Annotated in this window: 17 protein-coding genes; 15 read left to right on the top strand and 2 right to left on the bottom strand. The window is 39.5% G+C overall.

Annotated elements, in window-relative coordinates; genetic code table 11:
* Positions 1-470 (top strand): phosphopyruvate hydratase (locus ACJAT7_RS07735; RefSeq protein ID WP_415226224.1); only part of this gene is annotated, 470 nt, incomplete at its 5' end.
* 648 nt (positions 471-1,118) lie between these two features.
* Here the strand turns inward: ACJAT7_RS07735 and ACJAT7_RS07730 are convergent.
* Positions 1,119-2,288: a carbohydrate porin gene (locus ACJAT7_RS07730; protein ID WP_415226223.1), complete on the bottom strand. Its 1,170-nt coding sequence runs from the start codon at positions 2,286-2,288 to the stop codon at positions 1,119-1,121.
* 543 nt (positions 2,289-2,831) lie between these two features.
* Between ACJAT7_RS07730 and ftsB the strand changes: the two genes are divergently transcribed.
* The 7 genes from ftsB to rpoS all read left to right on the top strand — a co-directional run bounded on the left by ftsB (position 2,832) and on the right by rpoS (position 7,934).
* A complete protein-coding gene (gene ftsB, locus ACJAT7_RS07725; protein WP_415226222.1) occupies positions 2,832-3,113 on the top strand; it encodes a cell division protein FtsB in 282 nt (93 codons plus the stop codon).
* A 1-nt stretch (position 3,114) separates the two neighbouring features.
* Entirely contained in the window at positions 3,115-3,792 is a 678-nt protein-coding gene (gene ispD / locus ACJAT7_RS07720; protein WP_415226221.1) for a 2-C-methyl-D-erythritol 4-phosphate cytidylyltransferase, read from the top strand.
* A gap of 20 nt (positions 3,793-3,812) precedes the next feature.
* Positions 3,813-4,292, top strand: a complete 480-nt coding sequence (gene ispF / locus ACJAT7_RS07715; RefSeq protein ID WP_415226220.1) for a 2-C-methyl-D-erythritol 2,4-cyclodiphosphate synthase — start codon at positions 3,813-3,815, stop codon at positions 4,290-4,292.
* Between the two features lie 13 nt (positions 4,293-4,305).
* The gene (gene truD, locus ACJAT7_RS07710; RefSeq protein WP_415226219.1) at positions 4,306-5,337 is read left to right on the top strand and encodes a tRNA pseudouridine(13) synthase TruD; all 1,032 of its coding nucleotides are present in this window, start codon (positions 4,306-4,308) and stop codon (positions 5,335-5,337) included.
* Positions 5,338-5,393: 56 nt separating this feature from the next.
* A complete protein-coding gene (locus tag ACJAT7_RS07705; RefSeq protein ID WP_415226218.1) occupies positions 5,394-5,975 on the top strand; it encodes a YqaA family protein in 582 nt (193 codons plus the stop codon).
* 6 nt (positions 5,976-5,981) lie between these two features.
* Complete coding sequence (locus ACJAT7_RS07700) at positions 5,982-6,860, top strand: peptidoglycan DD-metalloendopeptidase family protein (protein WP_415226217.1); 879 nt, start codon at positions 5,982-5,984, stop codon at positions 6,858-6,860.
* A 147-nt stretch (positions 6,861-7,007) separates the two neighbouring features.
* Positions 7,008-7,934, top strand: coding sequence for an RNA polymerase sigma factor RpoS (gene rpoS, locus ACJAT7_RS07695; RefSeq protein WP_415226216.1), 927 nt, complete (start codon positions 7,008-7,010; stop codon positions 7,932-7,934).
* A gap of 66 nt (positions 7,935-8,000) precedes the next feature.
* Here rpoS and ACJAT7_RS07690 read toward each other — a convergent pair whose 3' ends face one another.
* Entirely contained in the window at positions 8,001-8,183 is a 183-nt protein-coding gene (locus ACJAT7_RS07690; RefSeq protein WP_415226215.1) for a DUF3545 family protein, read from the bottom strand.
* Between the two features lie 170 nt (positions 8,184-8,353).
* On the opposite strand from ACJAT7_RS07690, the gene ACJAT7_RS07685 reads away from it, so the two are divergent.
* From ACJAT7_RS07685 to groL, 7 genes are all read left to right on the top strand, one after another.
* Entirely contained in the window at positions 8,354-9,988 is a 1,635-nt protein-coding gene (locus ACJAT7_RS07685; protein ID WP_415226214.1) for a response regulator, read from the top strand.
* A 28-nt stretch (positions 9,989-10,016) separates the two neighbouring features.
* Positions 10,017-10,553 carry a GspH/FimT family pseudopilin gene (locus tag ACJAT7_RS07680; protein WP_415226213.1) on the top strand — a complete coding sequence of 179 codons (537 nt, stop codon included), beginning with the start codon at positions 10,017-10,019 and terminating at the stop codon, positions 10,551-10,553.
* Positions 10,547-11,170, top strand: a complete 624-nt coding sequence (locus tag ACJAT7_RS07675) for a prepilin-type N-terminal cleavage/methylation domain-containing protein (protein WP_415226212.1) — start codon at positions 10,547-10,549, stop codon at positions 11,168-11,170. The genes ACJAT7_RS07680 and ACJAT7_RS07675 overlap by 7 nt, the downstream gene beginning before the upstream one ends.
* 226 nt (positions 11,171-11,396) lie before the next feature.
* Positions 11,397-11,870, top strand: coding sequence for an FxsA family protein (locus ACJAT7_RS07670; protein WP_415226211.1), 474 nt, complete (start codon positions 11,397-11,399; stop codon positions 11,868-11,870).
* A gap of 169 nt (positions 11,871-12,039) precedes the next feature.
* On the top strand, positions 12,040-12,285 hold the full coding sequence (locus tag ACJAT7_RS07665; protein WP_415226210.1) for a DUF1107 domain-containing protein: 246 nt from the start codon (positions 12,040-12,042) through the stop codon (positions 12,283-12,285).
* Positions 12,286-12,435: 150 nt separating this feature from the next.
* Positions 12,436-12,726, top strand: a complete 291-nt coding sequence (locus tag ACJAT7_RS07660; RefSeq protein ID WP_415226209.1) for a co-chaperone GroES — start codon at positions 12,436-12,438, stop codon at positions 12,724-12,726.
* 76 nt (positions 12,727-12,802) lie between these two features.
* Complete coding sequence (groL, locus tag ACJAT7_RS07655) at positions 12,803-14,440, top strand: chaperonin GroEL (RefSeq protein WP_415226208.1); 1,638 nt, start codon at positions 12,803-12,805, stop codon at positions 14,438-14,440.
* Positions 14,441-14,636 lie beyond the last annotated feature (196 nt).

Raw genomic sequence — 14,636 nt, 5'->3', positions numbered from 1 at the left:
TTCTTTCGGTTGCGAATGATGTGAGCTGGGGATTTATGATTGGTGTAATGCCGAAAGTATTGCTGAATTTAGTGGTGGGTAGTGTCACTTTCTACCGTTATGTTTGTGATTTTACTAATACGCCTAAAAAAGTGACGCATCTTCTGCTTGCTTTAATGGTGGCGGGTGTAAGCTATTTCACCTACTTTGCAGCCAATGATTATTTGGCAAACCCATCATTGGGGTTGTTGCTTACCTGGGTTGATTTTGCGCTGATATTAATCGCATTAAGCGTGAAACAGTTGCGTATCTTTCAATTGTTCATGCTAACTTCTGCGTTTGTTGGCGGTTTTGCGTACTATCTTTTAGCCATTGATCAGATGGTTGTTATTAAGGCGATAGTCGGGCTGATAACAAGTTATAAGTTATTAATTCACCCTATTTTCCCTCAGTTGGAAGACAGGTTACTGTTTTGGAAGCCTGCTAAATAGTTCACCTCTCTTTCTTTACAGCGCTTCTTAGAACATAAATGGGGTCAGATTAAATTTCATACTTCAACTAAGCTCAACCGGAGAGTGATTGGAGTATGAAAAATGGCCAGATTAGCAAGAATTTACCCTAGAGATCTACCACAGCATATTATTCCCAGAGGTAATAATCACCATATCTTTTTTGCTGATAATGCAGATTTATCTGCTAATCCCAATTGAAGGTTTGTACTGTTCAATTTTCAGTTGATATCCCCGCATAGATTTTTATGACTAATCATGTTCATTTGCTATGTACTCCCCACCCATTATATTTGCCATTAGCTAAGACGCCAAGTGATCTACAGGAAGCTTATCGTCGCATATCGATACAACAACTATTAGGTAATATTCTCAGTCGCGTGAATAATAGTATGGCAATCGGTAGCTAGCATGTTATAAGCGATATTGGATAGTTAACAGGTAGAAGAGCGCATAATCTAAAAAGAGAACGCCCTTTAGATAGCAGTAAAGACAAGAGTTAATTTTAACCTGAACCCATTTATCTTTTTTCCTCCTTTTCTCGAGATATAAAAAAACCCTTAGCAGTTACCTGATAAGGGTTTCAATGAAAAAGTTAATTGCTTAAATTAAGCGTTTAAACTTTTTGGCCTACCACCAAGCTTCAGCTTGAACACCAATGCTTAATGCGTTGTCTTCACCGTTTGCATATTCACCATCTTCAAGATCTGTTAGGTAAGTTGCAAAAACACGGATTTCTGGACGAGACCAGAAGCCGCTTGCAGGAGACCAAGATTGAGCAACTGTAAATTTCGCTTCAGATGAATCAACTGTACCTGCTTCTTTAACATAAACACCCGCTTCAAGCTGAGTTTTCATGTTTTCAGTCCAAGAGTACTGAGGACGAACAACAACATTGTACAGAGTGAAATCACCATCATCTGTTTCTGTTAAATCAGAGCCAGTAGCAAAGTTTAATGTATAAGCAAGATTAACTTTGTCGCCTGCGCTTACAACACCATGGTTGTAAATGCGGAATGCCATTGCATCATCAGATGCATCACTTGCATCACCAACCCAACTTCCATCAGTTCTGTTAACAAAACCGTTAGCAAAGCCGTAGTTACCAGCTTGTAAAACTACTTTGTTAAACCCACCGAAGAAATCACCTTGAGTGTACTCAGCAGTAAGCATAGTAGATGCATTATCTGCATCTGTCTCTGCATTAGGCATCCAGCTCATTACACCCACTTCTAACGATGCATTTTTCCACATTTGAATGCCCGCTAAGCGTGCATCTAAAATATTTGTGTTTGCACTGCCATTAGAACCGCCACGTTGGAACCAAGCTAGAGAAAGAGCTGTATTACCAAGTGCGATATTCTCAATACCAGCGCCTTCACCATTAATTGCCCAGTAGTAATCATCTACGATATGGATATCATGACGTTGGTAGTAACGTTTACCAGCCCATAGAGTAGAAGTACCTAGCAGGCCGCTGCCTTTAACATAAACTTCACGTAATGCACCACTTTCAGCCCAATCAGCTTTATCGCCGCCAAGGCCGTATGCCATTAGAGTGTGAACAGAAAATTTAACACCGTTGTCATCATATACATTTTGACCTAGCGCGAATTCTGCGTAAGTATCACCTTCATTACCAAGACGACCAACACCAGCTACACCATCATTTGCTGTGATCTGTCCGCCGTCTGCAGATGCGCCAACACCTGAACGAGCGTAACCGTTAAAATCTACCGCTGATGCGCTAGCTGATAACAATGCGACTGCGACTGCAGCCGTAAGAGTTTTAAATTTCATAGTCATTCCTTAGTTTAATTATTTGTTATTTATTTATTATTTGTTTTGATAATCCATCACCCCAAGAGGTGAGTTAGTTGGTTCGTGCCGTTAAAGTGATTATTGCAGTTCCGACTAACTTGGTGGGCATTATAGGGGGCTTTCTTTGGTGATGGATACGACGTGTGTCACACTTTTATCATTGGTCTTTCTTTTTTAGGGAACTTTTATGCAACTTTGTCGACGCACTACCACAAAATTGGCGTTTGTAGCGTCAGTTATCTAGGGAAAGAGAGTTAAAGCTTGTGATATTTGCACTTTGGAAATTACAAACTGAATGCAGAGTTTGTAGAAACAGATAGTTACAAAATTAAAAATGTAACAGAGATAAAATTATAAAATTAAATGGGAGTGTTAATTTTTAATCTACTCTCTGATTTATGATCCCTTTATTATTTGCATATAAGTAAACTTATGTTTTCACCGCAGATGTTAATTTATGAGCTAATGTGTAAAATGGCTTTCTTCCATTTATCTGTTGCTTTACCTTGAGGTTTTTCTGTTATGCGTTTATTTCTGTTTGTGCTTATCTCTTTGTTGGCGGTACAGCAATATCATCTATGGTTTGGTAAAAACGGCTTACAGGATAACTATGCGTTAATACAAGAAGTTGATCTTATCGTGGCAAGTAATGCGGAATTAACACAGCGTAACCAAATGATGTTTTCAGAAATTGAGGATTTAAAGCTGGGATCACAAGCCATTGAAGAGCGAGCGCGCAATGAATTGGGGCTAGTGAAGGAGGGGGAAACCTTTTTCCGTATCGTCCCCAAAGAAAATTACTAGGATGAATAAATTAAATTTAGTTGCCGTTATTGTGGCCGCAGGCATAGGTAAGCGGGTCGGCGCAGATATCCCTAAACAATATTTACCTTTATTAGGTAAAACCATTATTGAACATAGCCTGGCCCCTTTTCTTAATCACCCTGATATCTGCAAAGTGGTGGTCTCCCTTGCTAAAAATGATCACTGGTTCCTGCAACTTGATGTCGCCAACCACCCTAAAATAGAGTTGGTAGTGGGCGGGGGCGAGCGTGTTGATTCTGTGCTATCTGCGCTAACAGTTATCAATGGTGATGATTATGTTTTAGTCCATGATGCCGCTAGGCCCTGTATTTCACGTGTCGATATCGACAAGTTAATCGCGCATGTCACGATCTCAAAACAAGGAGCGATTCTCGGTTCAAGAGTACGTGACACGATGAAACGCAGCAATCCGCAGGGGCAAATCACGGGTACGGTTGAACGGGAAAATTTATGGCATGCTTTAACACCGCAAATGTTCCAAAACAAAGCCTTGATTAAGGCCATTGCCAGCGCAAAAGAGCCGCAAAACATTACCGATGAAGCTTCTGCTATGGAAATGTCAGGTTTGCCTGTTACTATCATTGAAGGGCGAAGTGACAATCTCAAAATCACACGTTATGAAGATTTGCAGCTTGCAGAGCTGTACCTGTCGCAATAAATCAATGGGTGGATAAAAATATGATTCGTATCGGGCATGGTTTTGATGTGCATAAATTTGGCGGACAAGGTCCTATCACTCTTGGCGGTGTAAAGATCCCCTATTTTAGAGGATTAATTGCGCATTCAGATGGTGATGTCGTACTGCATGCTTTATGTGATGCACTGTTAGGTGCATTGGCGCTGGGTGATATTGGTCGCCATTTTCCAGATGACGATCCTAAATATGCGGGTATTGATAGCCGTAAGTTAGTTGAAGATATTTTTCAGCAAACAAAAAATAGAGGTTATAAAATTGGTAATGTTGATCTGACCATTGTTGCACAAGCCCCTAAAATGGCGTTATTTATCGATGATATGCGTTTGCAGATTGCGGCGTTATTAGAAACCGACTCCCATAATATTAATGTCAAAGCAACCACCACTGAAAAGTTGGGTTGTATCGGACGTGGCGAAGGTATTGCTAGCCATGCTGTGGTCCTGTTAATGAAAAATAAATAAGTAAGACAAAATAATGAATGAAGAAAATGAAAAGCAACAATTCAGTTTAGATTTTAACTATCTCTATGGCAAACCTCAAAGCAGTGGCTTATTTAAACAGTCATGTGAAGATTTTAATGTGCAGGAAGATTTGGGGTTTGAATTAACCGGAGAGGGAGAACATGTCTGTTTGTGGGTTCAGAAAGTGGGGGAGAACACCCAGTTTTTAGCGCGTGAACTGGCAAAATTTGCAGAAATCCCTGCAAAAAATGTCAGTTACGCAGGACTTAAAGATCGTCAAGGTGATACTAAACAGTGGTTTTCATTGCATATTCCCGGAAAAATAACGCCGGATTTTTCGCTGTTTGAATTCCCTGGCGTCACTATTTTAAAGGTTATTCGTCACCATAAAAAGATAAAAACAGGGGCGTTAGCGGGCAATTATTTTTCAATTGTGTTGCGTGAAATAAGTGATAAAAGTGCACTGCAAAAAGCACTACAACAAGTACAGGAAGGGGTGCCAAACTATTTTGGCGCACAGCGTTTTGGTTTCGATGGTTATAATGTCAATGCGGCATTAACTATGTTTCAAGGTCGAAAAATAAAAGATCGCTTTAAACGCGGCATCTATTTAAGCGCAGCGCGTAGTTACCTTTTTAATCAAGTGATTTCGGCACGTATCAAAGACGCTCTGTATAAAACTCCTTTGTTAGGTGATTGTGTACAGTTTGTTGGTAATCGTTCCTTCTTTCCGTTAATGGACCTTGAACCCGCCACAATGGAACGTTTAGAGCGGCGAGAAGTCTGCTTAACTGCGCCTCTCTGGGGAGCGGGAGAGCTGACCTCTGAGCTGGATGCTAAAGAGTATGAAACAGTGCTGTTATCAAAATATCAGGAGATTCAAGCGGGCTTGGTTAAAAATGGTTTAAAGCAAGAACGTCGGCCTCTGTTGTTGATCCCTGAAAAATTTAGCGCTGTTTGGCTCGATGACCGCAGTGTGAAAATCGATTTTTATTTACCATCGGGTTGTTATGCGACCAGTGTGTTGCGTGAATTAGTGATTTAACAACACGGTAATAAACTAAACCTTTAGATTTTTTATTTATAATATGAGAAAAAAAAGTGAAAATATTTTCCCCTCTCTACAGCAAAGTGATGGTTTGGTCTAAGCATAAACATGCGCCATTTTATCTCTATATGAATGCTTTTGCCGAATCTATTTTTTGGCCTATTCCCGTTGATATTATGCTTGCACCGATGGCGCTTGCTAAACGTGCACTGGCATGGCGTTACGCGTTAGGCGCAACCATTTTTTCTGTGCTTGGCGGCGCTGTCGGTTATTATATTGGCCATGTTTTATATGAACCTGTTGTTTTGCCCTTTATAGAATTCATGAGTTATCAAGGTAAAATGGAAACGGCACAAGCCTGGTTTTTACAGTGGGGGGTAATGGTTATCTTTATCGCCAGTTTCACACCTATCCCCTTTAAAGTATTTACTATCACCGCAGGTATCATGGGAATGGTCTTTTTACCTTTTATGTTGACTGCACTAATCGGCCGTGGCTTACGTTTCTTTCTAGTGGCGGGATTAATGGTCTTAGGGGGAGAGAAAATGGAAGCGAAACTGCGCAAATATATTGATACGTTGGGATGGATAACCGTATTGCTTGCCGTTATTGTGTATTTCACCTTGAGGTACTAACTGCTTGTGAAAAATCTAGCTGTTGTGATATTTGTTTTGTGGGGGCTGTTGGGGTGCAGTGCATCAGGCCCCAGAGCCCCTGTTTCTGATCTAACCTTAAGCAAAAGTAATAGTAATAGCCATTCTAAGAGCTTGCGTGAGGTCAATTCCTCAGTTAAAAAGTCAAACGTTTATAAAGTTCAAGCGGGTGATACCTTATATGCTATTGCATGGCAGAGCGGTCTTGATGTGGAGACCTTGGTTAATTATAACAATATAAAACCACCCTATATTATCCACGAAGGGCAAACACTAAATTTAAACGCAACAAAAGCCAAAAAAACAACCGCAAAAAGCAACCGAACATCACAAATAAAAGACAAAAAATCACCAACACAGTGTACAGGTCAAAGCTGTGATAAAAACCAGGGTAAAAAGCTTGTAGAGAAAAAAACAAAAGCTTATTCTGCAGATAAGGTTGATCTCAAAACACCCCCAAAAGCAGTAAACAACAAGAAAACGGGCGATAGGAAAGTAACTACTTGGCATTGGCCCGCAAAAGGGAAATTAACCAAAACCTTCGCTTCATCGCAACTTGGTATGAAAGGAATTAGTCTTTCGAATCAACGAGGCACGGCTATTTATGCCGCTACATCTGGCGAAGTTGTTTACGCAGGGAGTGGTTTAAGTGGCTATGGTAATCTAATTATTATCAAACATAATTATGATTATTTAAGCGCTTACGCACACAATGAAAAGCTCCTGGTTAGTGAAAATTCAACAATTAGAGCGGGACAAAAAATTGCGATAATGGGAGACAGTGGTACTGACAGCGTGCATCTGCACTTTGAAATTCGTTACCGTGGCAAATCAGTTGATCCTTTACGTTATCTCCCAAAGCGATAACAACTTGGTATTTAACCAGATTGTTATGTGATAAAAGGAGATTAGCTTAATTATTAAGGAGGCGTTATGGTTCATTGTAATGCAACTCTTTGCGCGGAAAAAAGAACAATTTGAGTATCAAAAAAGGGGATATTAGCTATGGTTAAAATGGCTAAAAGTGATTCGCAAAAATGTAAAAATGACGGTGTAAAAGATGAATCTGTTGATAAAACAGCAGTAACGGCAAGCAATGAGTTGAAAATAATGGATGCCACTCAACTTTATCTCGGTGAGATTGGTTTTTCTCCATTATTAACAGCCCAGGAAGAGATCTATTATGCACGTCGCTCACTGCGCGGAGATGCAGTCGCACGTAAACGTATGATAGAAAGTAATCTGCGACTTGTAGTTAAAATTTCTCGACGTTATAACAACCGAGGGTTATCCCTGCTAGATTTGGTTGAAGAGGGGAATTTAGGATTGATTCGTGCAGTAGAGAAATTTGATCCCGAAAAAGGGTTTCGCTTTTCAACTTATGCTACATGGTGGATACGTCAAACCATCGAGCGTGCAATAATGAATCAAACCCGCACTATTCGTCTCCCTATCCATATTGTTAAAAAATTAAATGTCTACCTCAGAACTGCTCGGGAACTCGCTCATAAGCTTACTCATGAACCAACGGCTGAAGATATTGCTAAAGAGTTAGGTGTTTCTGCAAAAGAGGTCTCTAAGATATTAAAGCTTAATGAGCGGATCAGCTCGGTGGATATCCCTATCGGTAATAACTCTGATAAAGAGTTATTAGATATTATTCCCGATCGTAAAGAATCATCACCTGAGAATGAATTGCAGGATGATGATATGAAGTTACGTATTGTTGATTGGTTAGAAGATCTTAACCCAAAACAGCGAGAGGTATTAGCAAGACGCTTTGGTTTGTTAGGTTATGAAGCTGCAACGTTAGAAAATGTGGGTAAAGAGATAGGTTTAACGCGTGAACGTGTTCGCCAAATTCAGGTAGAGGCATTGAAAAGTTTACGGGAAGTACTTTCTCAACAGGGGTTATCAATAGAGTCTTTATTTCAAATTTAATTGTCTTTTTCAGTAAATTTAAAACGCATCATTTTTGATGCGTTTTGGTTTTCTGAGAAGAGAAGATTAAACGAGCTGATTGTAAAATAACGAAAAACTTGGATCAATATCGTATAATTCTTTTGCTAATTTCTGACGCGCTTTCACCTCTTCTATTTCTCGCCACATTCTGACTTTTGGAGCATTTTTTTTCGGGGATAGTATTTCATCGGTAATTATTTGCAGATCAGTGTCATGGTTATATTGCATACTAATTCCTTTTTGGATGGTGATAACAGTGTCAATAGGAAGAGAATAAGCGTTAAATATTGCAGTTTTATGATATGACTTTGCTTTCACTAATTATTTAATAGCTAAAGTTTCCTGTTCTACTAGACTTCAATAATCTTCTTTTTTTATAAGTTAGGTACAGATAAATTATGGCGTTACCCAGTAATTTTTTTTCTACGCAATCTGTTTTAGTGGTTGATGATATCGACACAATAAGAAGTGCGATAAAGAGCATGCTACAACTCTTAGGTTGCAAGGAAATATCGGTCGCAGGTAACGGTGATCGTGCAATTGAATTATGTGAAGTGACAAAATATGACTTTGTTTTATGTGATTTCAACTTAGGCAAAGGTAAAGATGGCTATCAGTTATTTGAAGAGTTAAAACTAAGGGAGTTACTTAAAAGTAATACCGTTTTTATATTGATAAGCGCTGAAACTGCTTTGCAGGTTATCCATGGCATTGTGGAATTGCAGCCGGATGACTATTTATTAAAACCTTTTTCCTATAAAACATTAGAAGCACGTTTAGTCAGAGCATTGAACAAACGTAAAGTTCTCGGTGCTATTTATGACGCGCTTGCGCTGAAAAATTATAAAACAGCGTTAGCAGAATGTACCAAAGCAAGCCAAGCTAATCAGAAATACGCATTGCCTATTATGCGATTGAAAGGTGAGGTGTTACTGCATTTAAAACAGCCTCAAATAGCCCTGGATTTATATAACTCAATTTTGGCTCATAGAGATTTCTCTTGGGCTACGTTGGGGAAAGCGGTCGCTTATTATCATCTGGGTGATTACAGCAAATCTGCAGCCCTATTAAATCCACTCTGTGAATTAAAAGAAACACGCATCGAAGCTTTAAACTGGTTATCAAGTATCTATGCCCAGCGTAAATGTTATTCACAAGCAAAAGAAATATTACTTGAATCGGTGAAGTTATCCCCCAAAAACATTCCCAGACAGCGTGCCTTAGCTAACCTGTCATTGTTAGAAGGGGATTGGGAAATTGCGCAACGCTGTTTTAAAACTGTGCTAGATAATACCCGTTTTTCTGTGCATGAACATATTGATCATCATTTTAACTATATCCACTGTTTGTTAGATCGCGCGCAAAAAAGTAGCGAATTGCAGCAGGCGAAAATATTTTCGCAGGTACAAGCTACATTAAAGAGCGGCGCACAACGCTTTGATAAAACGCTATTTCATCAACTTGAGAAAATAGTGTCTGCGCGCATTATGATAATAAAAAGATTATTAAAGGGAGCAACCCAATCGCTTAACGACTGTAATGTTGAAATGATTATTGAGTGTGGACGAGATAGTGGACTGGCGTTAGCAAAAGCCTGGTTTGAACTGGGGGATTATGAAAAATATGAGGAAATTATGGCGCTAATTACCCTCCCGGAAAGCGATGATAGTATTGAGGGGATGAGTGATCTACTGCTTGTTAATGAAGTTAAGCAGGGGCATAAAGACAAAATTGCGAAACTACTTAGCCTCAATGAACAAGGTATTAAACTTTACCGTAGTGGTTTATATCCAGCGTCAACAAGTATATTTATTGACGCGTTTGAAATAATGCCAAATAACACGCAATTGTCGTTAAATTTAGCCCAGTCAATAACCAAAGGCTGGCCGCCCAATGAAAAGTTTTCCAAGAAAAAATTTATTGTCAAACAATGTATTAATGTCGTAGAAGCAGAAGCAGAACAACTTGATAGCTTATCAATGCAGCGCTACCGTTCTATTGAGGCGCAGCTTAAAAATATTTTGAGTGAGTAAATGGACCTGTTTTGAGGATCTGTTATTGATGAAAAAAAATCACTATACAATGATTGGATTTACGCTTACTGAATTGCTTGTCACGCTGGCTGTGTTCGGGATTTTAATCCCAATGGCAGTGAATGGTTATAGCGCCATTTTTGCTCAACAAGCATTAATACAGAAAACTGAGCGGCTTTACCATTTTTTGCGTTTCGCAAAGTCGCAATCTATCAAGTACAACAAAAAGGTCTATGTACACTTTTGTCAACAGGGTAATAGTGGGGAATGGAAAATGGCAATGACTGATTTACCTAGTTGTGATTGTTTTGTTGCTAATTCCTGCTTGTTAAATGGCTTAGAGCATATTGAAGAGGTGAGCGATGGTAAAACCTTATTCACCTCTGCATCCGATATAACCTTTAACGGTAATCAAGCATCTTACAGCCCGATGAGATTTAGTATTAATGCTGGCAGCGTGACACTGACTGATCTGACGGGCTATAAGTTAAAAGTTATTCAGTCAACCATCCGTTTAAGAGTTTGTTCGCCTGATCAAGCACAACTAGGATATAAAAAATGTTAGTGACGCAAAAAGGTTTTTCACTCGTCGAACTGTTAATCGCGCTGTTGCTTGGCTCTGTGCTATTAGCTATGGTTATTGGCTTATATGTGACGGGCGTTTCTTCGGGGGCGAAAAGTTTAAAATATTCTCGTTTGCGTACTGATTTACAATCAATTATCTCTGTTATGGAAACTGATATTAGGCGAGCGGGTTACGGTGGCGATGAATTTATGGTCGGTAGCGGCGCAACTCAAACCGTCGACTCTATCAACAGCGCAGAGCAAGACTGTATTGTTTATTATTATAACCACGATGCCGCACCCTCTATTACGGATGCTAATAAAATGGCTTTTCGCTTTATTCCTGGCGAAAATGAAATTCAATTTGGCACTGGTGTTGGACCGCTGGCCTCTGATTGTTATGCTGCAGGGAATGGCAGTTGGACAGCATTATCGGATAAACAGTTTATTAAAATCACAGCATTAGACTTTACCGATCTGACAGATAGCAGCATTTCGGGGGCATCGGCTACGATGCGCAGCGTGCAGATAGAGCTAGCTGGGGAACTTGCCTCTGATAGTCGCTATACACACTCAATTAAGACAAAAGTACAAGTACGAAATTTAGAGTTCAAGTGACGCTATTTGCAATTTCTGCCATTTGAGTTAGGGTGTAAATATGAACTTTTACAATGTTTTACGGACTAACTGCCATTGGATAAAACAATAAATGGGCTATCTTGCTGACGATTTAAAATTAGGCTTTCAAGTAAGGACTGGCACCTTGAATTTTGCTTAAAGCACCCTCATATAGAAAGTTAGAATACATATTAAAGTGACATAAATAGAGTCAGTCGGAGAAAGCATGTTTGCACGCTTATTTTTAGTTTTTACCAGTGTTTCATTATTAGAGATTTTTGTTCTGGTTAAAGTTGGCAGTTTTTTAGGTGCGTGGCCAACGGTTGCCTTGGTTGTCGTTACTGCATTAATTGGCTCAGCTTTAGTCCGCAGTCAGGGGGTTCAACTTTTACAACAGCTACAGCAACGTATAGCGCAAGGTGAAATGCCAGCTTTACAACTAGTCGAAGGGGTCATGTTATTAGTGACGGGGGTGTTACTGGTTACACCTGGGTTTGTAACTGATTTTTGTGGTTTATTACTCTTGCAGCCAACGATTAGAGCTCGTCTTGCTAAGACTGTAATGGCGAATGTGAAATTAAAGACAGATGCATCTATGTCAGGCAGTTATTCCCAATCCCAAACAGGCTCTTTTACGGGGCAAAACAGAGATAAAAATATTATTGAAGGGGAGTTCGAACGAAAGGACGATGAAAAGTAGGTTTTTGGATGAACATCACGAGATATGATTTTTACTTTATAAATTTATGGTAAATATTTTAAATTGCACGTAAAGTGTTTGAAAATATTGGTGTTTCATTATTTTGTCATAAAAGAATAATAAATTAACAACTAAAAATTTGATTACATAAAAATAAAAAGGGCTAATCGTGAATATTAAAAATTCTATCACGCTAAGAAGTTTTAAAAAATATCAACCTCGCCAAATTGCAAAGTTCGTAAAAGCATTTTTTAATGGTCGCATTTTTATTGTGGGTTTGGGCCGTTTAAGGGTTATTGAGGGTAAGGTTGTTGCTTATCAACATCAGAAAAGTGAGAAAAGTATTCTGATTGTGGTCAGTGAAATCAATAAAATTATAAATGAATTATCGCAGCCAAAGGCATCAATGGGCTAACTTAAATTTAATTCAACTGCATTGCTAACAACCTGTATTTGTAATACAGGTTTTTTTTGGGTAAAGAAAATCACACTGTTTACTTGATAATATATTATTCATCCCCATCTATTTTATCAATCCCAACGTTAATTATTATAAGGAAAAACCATGACAATTCGTCCATTACATGATCGTGTTATTTTAAAGCGTACTGAACAAGAAACTAAATCAGCGGGTGGCATTGTGTTAACGGGAAGCGCTGCTGCAAAGTCAACACGTGGTGAAGTGCTTGCTGTCGGTAAAGGTCGTCTTTTAGATAGTGGTGAAGTAAAACCGCTTGATGTAAAAGTGGGAGATATCGTTATTTTCAGTGAAGGTTATGGCCTGAAAACAGAAAAGATTGAAGGCCAAGAAGTCATTATATTAAGTGAAAGTGATATCTTAGCCGTAGTGGAATAAACTTTAAATTCAACGCAGCTTTGTAAATGTAGCAAAGCAGTTTGACTATAAATTTAACAGGTAAAGGAAAATAAATATGTCTGCAAAAGATGTAAGATTCGGTAGTGACTCTCGTATTAAAATGTTGGCTGGTGTAAATGTATTAGCTGATGCGGTTAAAGTGACGTTAGGTCCTAAAGGACGTAATGTTGTTATTGATAAAAGTTTTGGCGCGCCACAAATTACTAAAGATGGCGTGACTGTAGCCAAAGAGATAGAGCTTGAAGATAAGTTTGAAAACATGGGCGCACAGATGGTTAAAGAGGTCGCCTCACAAACTAATGATGCTGCGGGTGATGGAACAACAACTGCAACAGTGTTAGCTCAATCTATTATTTCAGAAGGTCTCAAAGCAGTTGCTGCAGGCATGAATCCAATGGATCTGAAACGTGGAATCGATCAAACAGTTAAAGCTGCAGTTATCGAACTGAAAAAATTGTCGACTCCGTGTTCTGATTCAAAAGCTATCACCCAAGTAGGTACTATTTCTGCTAACTCAGACTCTGAAATCGGTGAAATTATCGCTTCAGCAATGCAGAAAGTGGGTAATGCAGGCGTGATCACTGTTGAGGAAGGTCAAGGTTTAGAAACTGAGCTGGATGTGGTCGAAGGTATGCAATTTGATCGTGGTTACCTATCACCTTATTTTATGACCAATCATGAAACGGGCACCGTTGAGCTAGAAAGCCCATACATCTTATTGGTTGATAAAAAGATCGGTAATATCCGTGAATTATTACCAACATTAGAAGCGGTTGCTAAAGCATCAAAACCTCTACTTATTATTGCTGAAGATGTGGAAGGTGAAGCATTAGCAACACTTGTTGTTAATAATATGCGCGGTATCGTTAAAGTCTGTGCGGTTAAAGCCCCTGGTTTTGGCGATCGTCGTAAAGCAATGTTACAAGATATTGCGATATTAACTGCAGCGACAGTTATCTCTGAAGAGATTGGTTTAGATCTTGAAAAAGTACAACTGGAAGATTTAGGTCAAGCTAAACGTGTTGTTATCAGTAAAGATGAAACAACTATTATTGATGGTATTGGTGAAGATGCCGCTATTAAAGCGCGTGTAAGCCAAATTCAACAACAAATTGAAGCCTCTTCATCTGATTATGACAAAGAGAAACTGCAGGAGCGGTCTGCAAAACTAGCGGGCGGCGTGGCAGTTATTAAAGTCGGCGCATCAACTGAAGTTGAAATGAAAGAGAAAAAAGATCGTGTAGATGATGCTTTGCATGCGACACGCGCAGCGGTTGAAGAAGGTGTTGTTGCCGGTGGCGGTGTTGCCTTCGTACGTGTTGCGGCACTACTAAAAGGCCTTAAAGGTGATAACGATGATCAGAATGTCGGGATTCGTGTTGCACTGCGTGCAATGGAATCTCCTCTTCGTCAAATCGTTGAAAACTGTGGTGAAGAAGCCTCTGTTGTTGCCAACAAGGTACAGCAGGGTGAAGGAAACTTTGGTTACAATGCAACCACGGGTGAATACGGGGATATGCTTGAAATGGGCATTTTAGATCCGACTAAAGTAACGCGCAGTGCATTGCAGTTTGCCGCTTCTATTGCGGGTATGATGATCACGACCGAATGTATGATCACAGATCTTCCGGTTGCACCGGGTGCTCCGGCACCTGATATGGGTGGAATGGGTGGAATGGGCGGCATGATGTAGTCATCACCTAGCCATTTCATAGAAACGCACAATGTTTCATTAAGCCCGTAAAGCCATGCTTTACGGGCTTTTTTTATTTTATTTGATGTGAATGCGGTTAACTATATCCATAACGCATCAAATTCAAGGCAAAAAACAGTAAGTGGCCGACGTTAGATCCTTTATAATCCTACCGTGAGTGGTTGAAGGTCAATGG

It is taken from the genome of Psychromonas sp. (assembly GCF_047632995.1).
Lineage (GTDB): Bacteria > Pseudomonadota > Gammaproteobacteria > Enterobacterales > Psychromonadaceae > Psychromonas.
Note: the sequence above shows the minus strand (reverse complement) of the source record. Positions and strands in the feature narration are given on the sequence as shown.

Coding starts and splice junctions, on each gene's coding strand:
- ftsB (WP_415226222.1), top strand. CDS start 2,832: ATGCGTTTATTTCTGTTTGTGCTTATCTCTTTGTTGGCGGTACAGCAA.
- ACJAT7_RS07690 (WP_415226215.1), bottom strand. CDS start 8,183: ATGCAATATAACCATGACACTGATCTGCAAATAATTACCGATGAAATA.
- rpoS (WP_415226216.1), top strand. CDS start 7,008: ATGGCTAAAAGTGATTCGCAAAAATGTAAAAATGACGGTGTAAAAGAT.
- truD (WP_415226219.1), top strand. CDS start 4,306: ATGAATGAAGAAAATGAAAAGCAACAATTCAGTTTAGATTTTAACTAT.
- groL (WP_415226208.1), top strand. CDS start 12,803: ATGTCTGCAAAAGATGTAAGATTCGGTAGTGACTCTCGTATTAAAATG.
- ACJAT7_RS07730 (WP_415226223.1), bottom strand. CDS start 2,288: ATGAAATTTAAAACTCTTACGGCTGCAGTCGCAGTCGCATTGTTATCA.
- ACJAT7_RS07670 (WP_415226211.1), top strand. CDS start 11,397: ATGTTTGCACGCTTATTTTTAGTTTTTACCAGTGTTTCATTATTAGAG.
- ACJAT7_RS07680 (WP_415226213.1), top strand. CDS start 10,017: ATGAAAAAAAATCACTATACAATGATTGGATTTACGCTTACTGAATTG.
- ispF (WP_415226220.1), top strand. CDS start 3,813: ATGATTCGTATCGGGCATGGTTTTGATGTGCATAAATTTGGCGGACAA.
- ispD (WP_415226221.1), top strand. CDS start 3,115: ATGAATAAATTAAATTTAGTTGCCGTTATTGTGGCCGCAGGCATAGGT.
- ACJAT7_RS07685 (WP_415226214.1), top strand. CDS start 8,354: ATGGCGTTACCCAGTAATTTTTTTTCTACGCAATCTGTTTTAGTGGTT.
- ACJAT7_RS07660 (WP_415226209.1), top strand. CDS start 12,436: ATGACAATTCGTCCATTACATGATCGTGTTATTTTAAAGCGTACTGAA.
- ACJAT7_RS07675 (WP_415226212.1), top strand. CDS start 10,547: ATGTTAGTGACGCAAAAAGGTTTTTCACTCGTCGAACTGTTAATCGCG.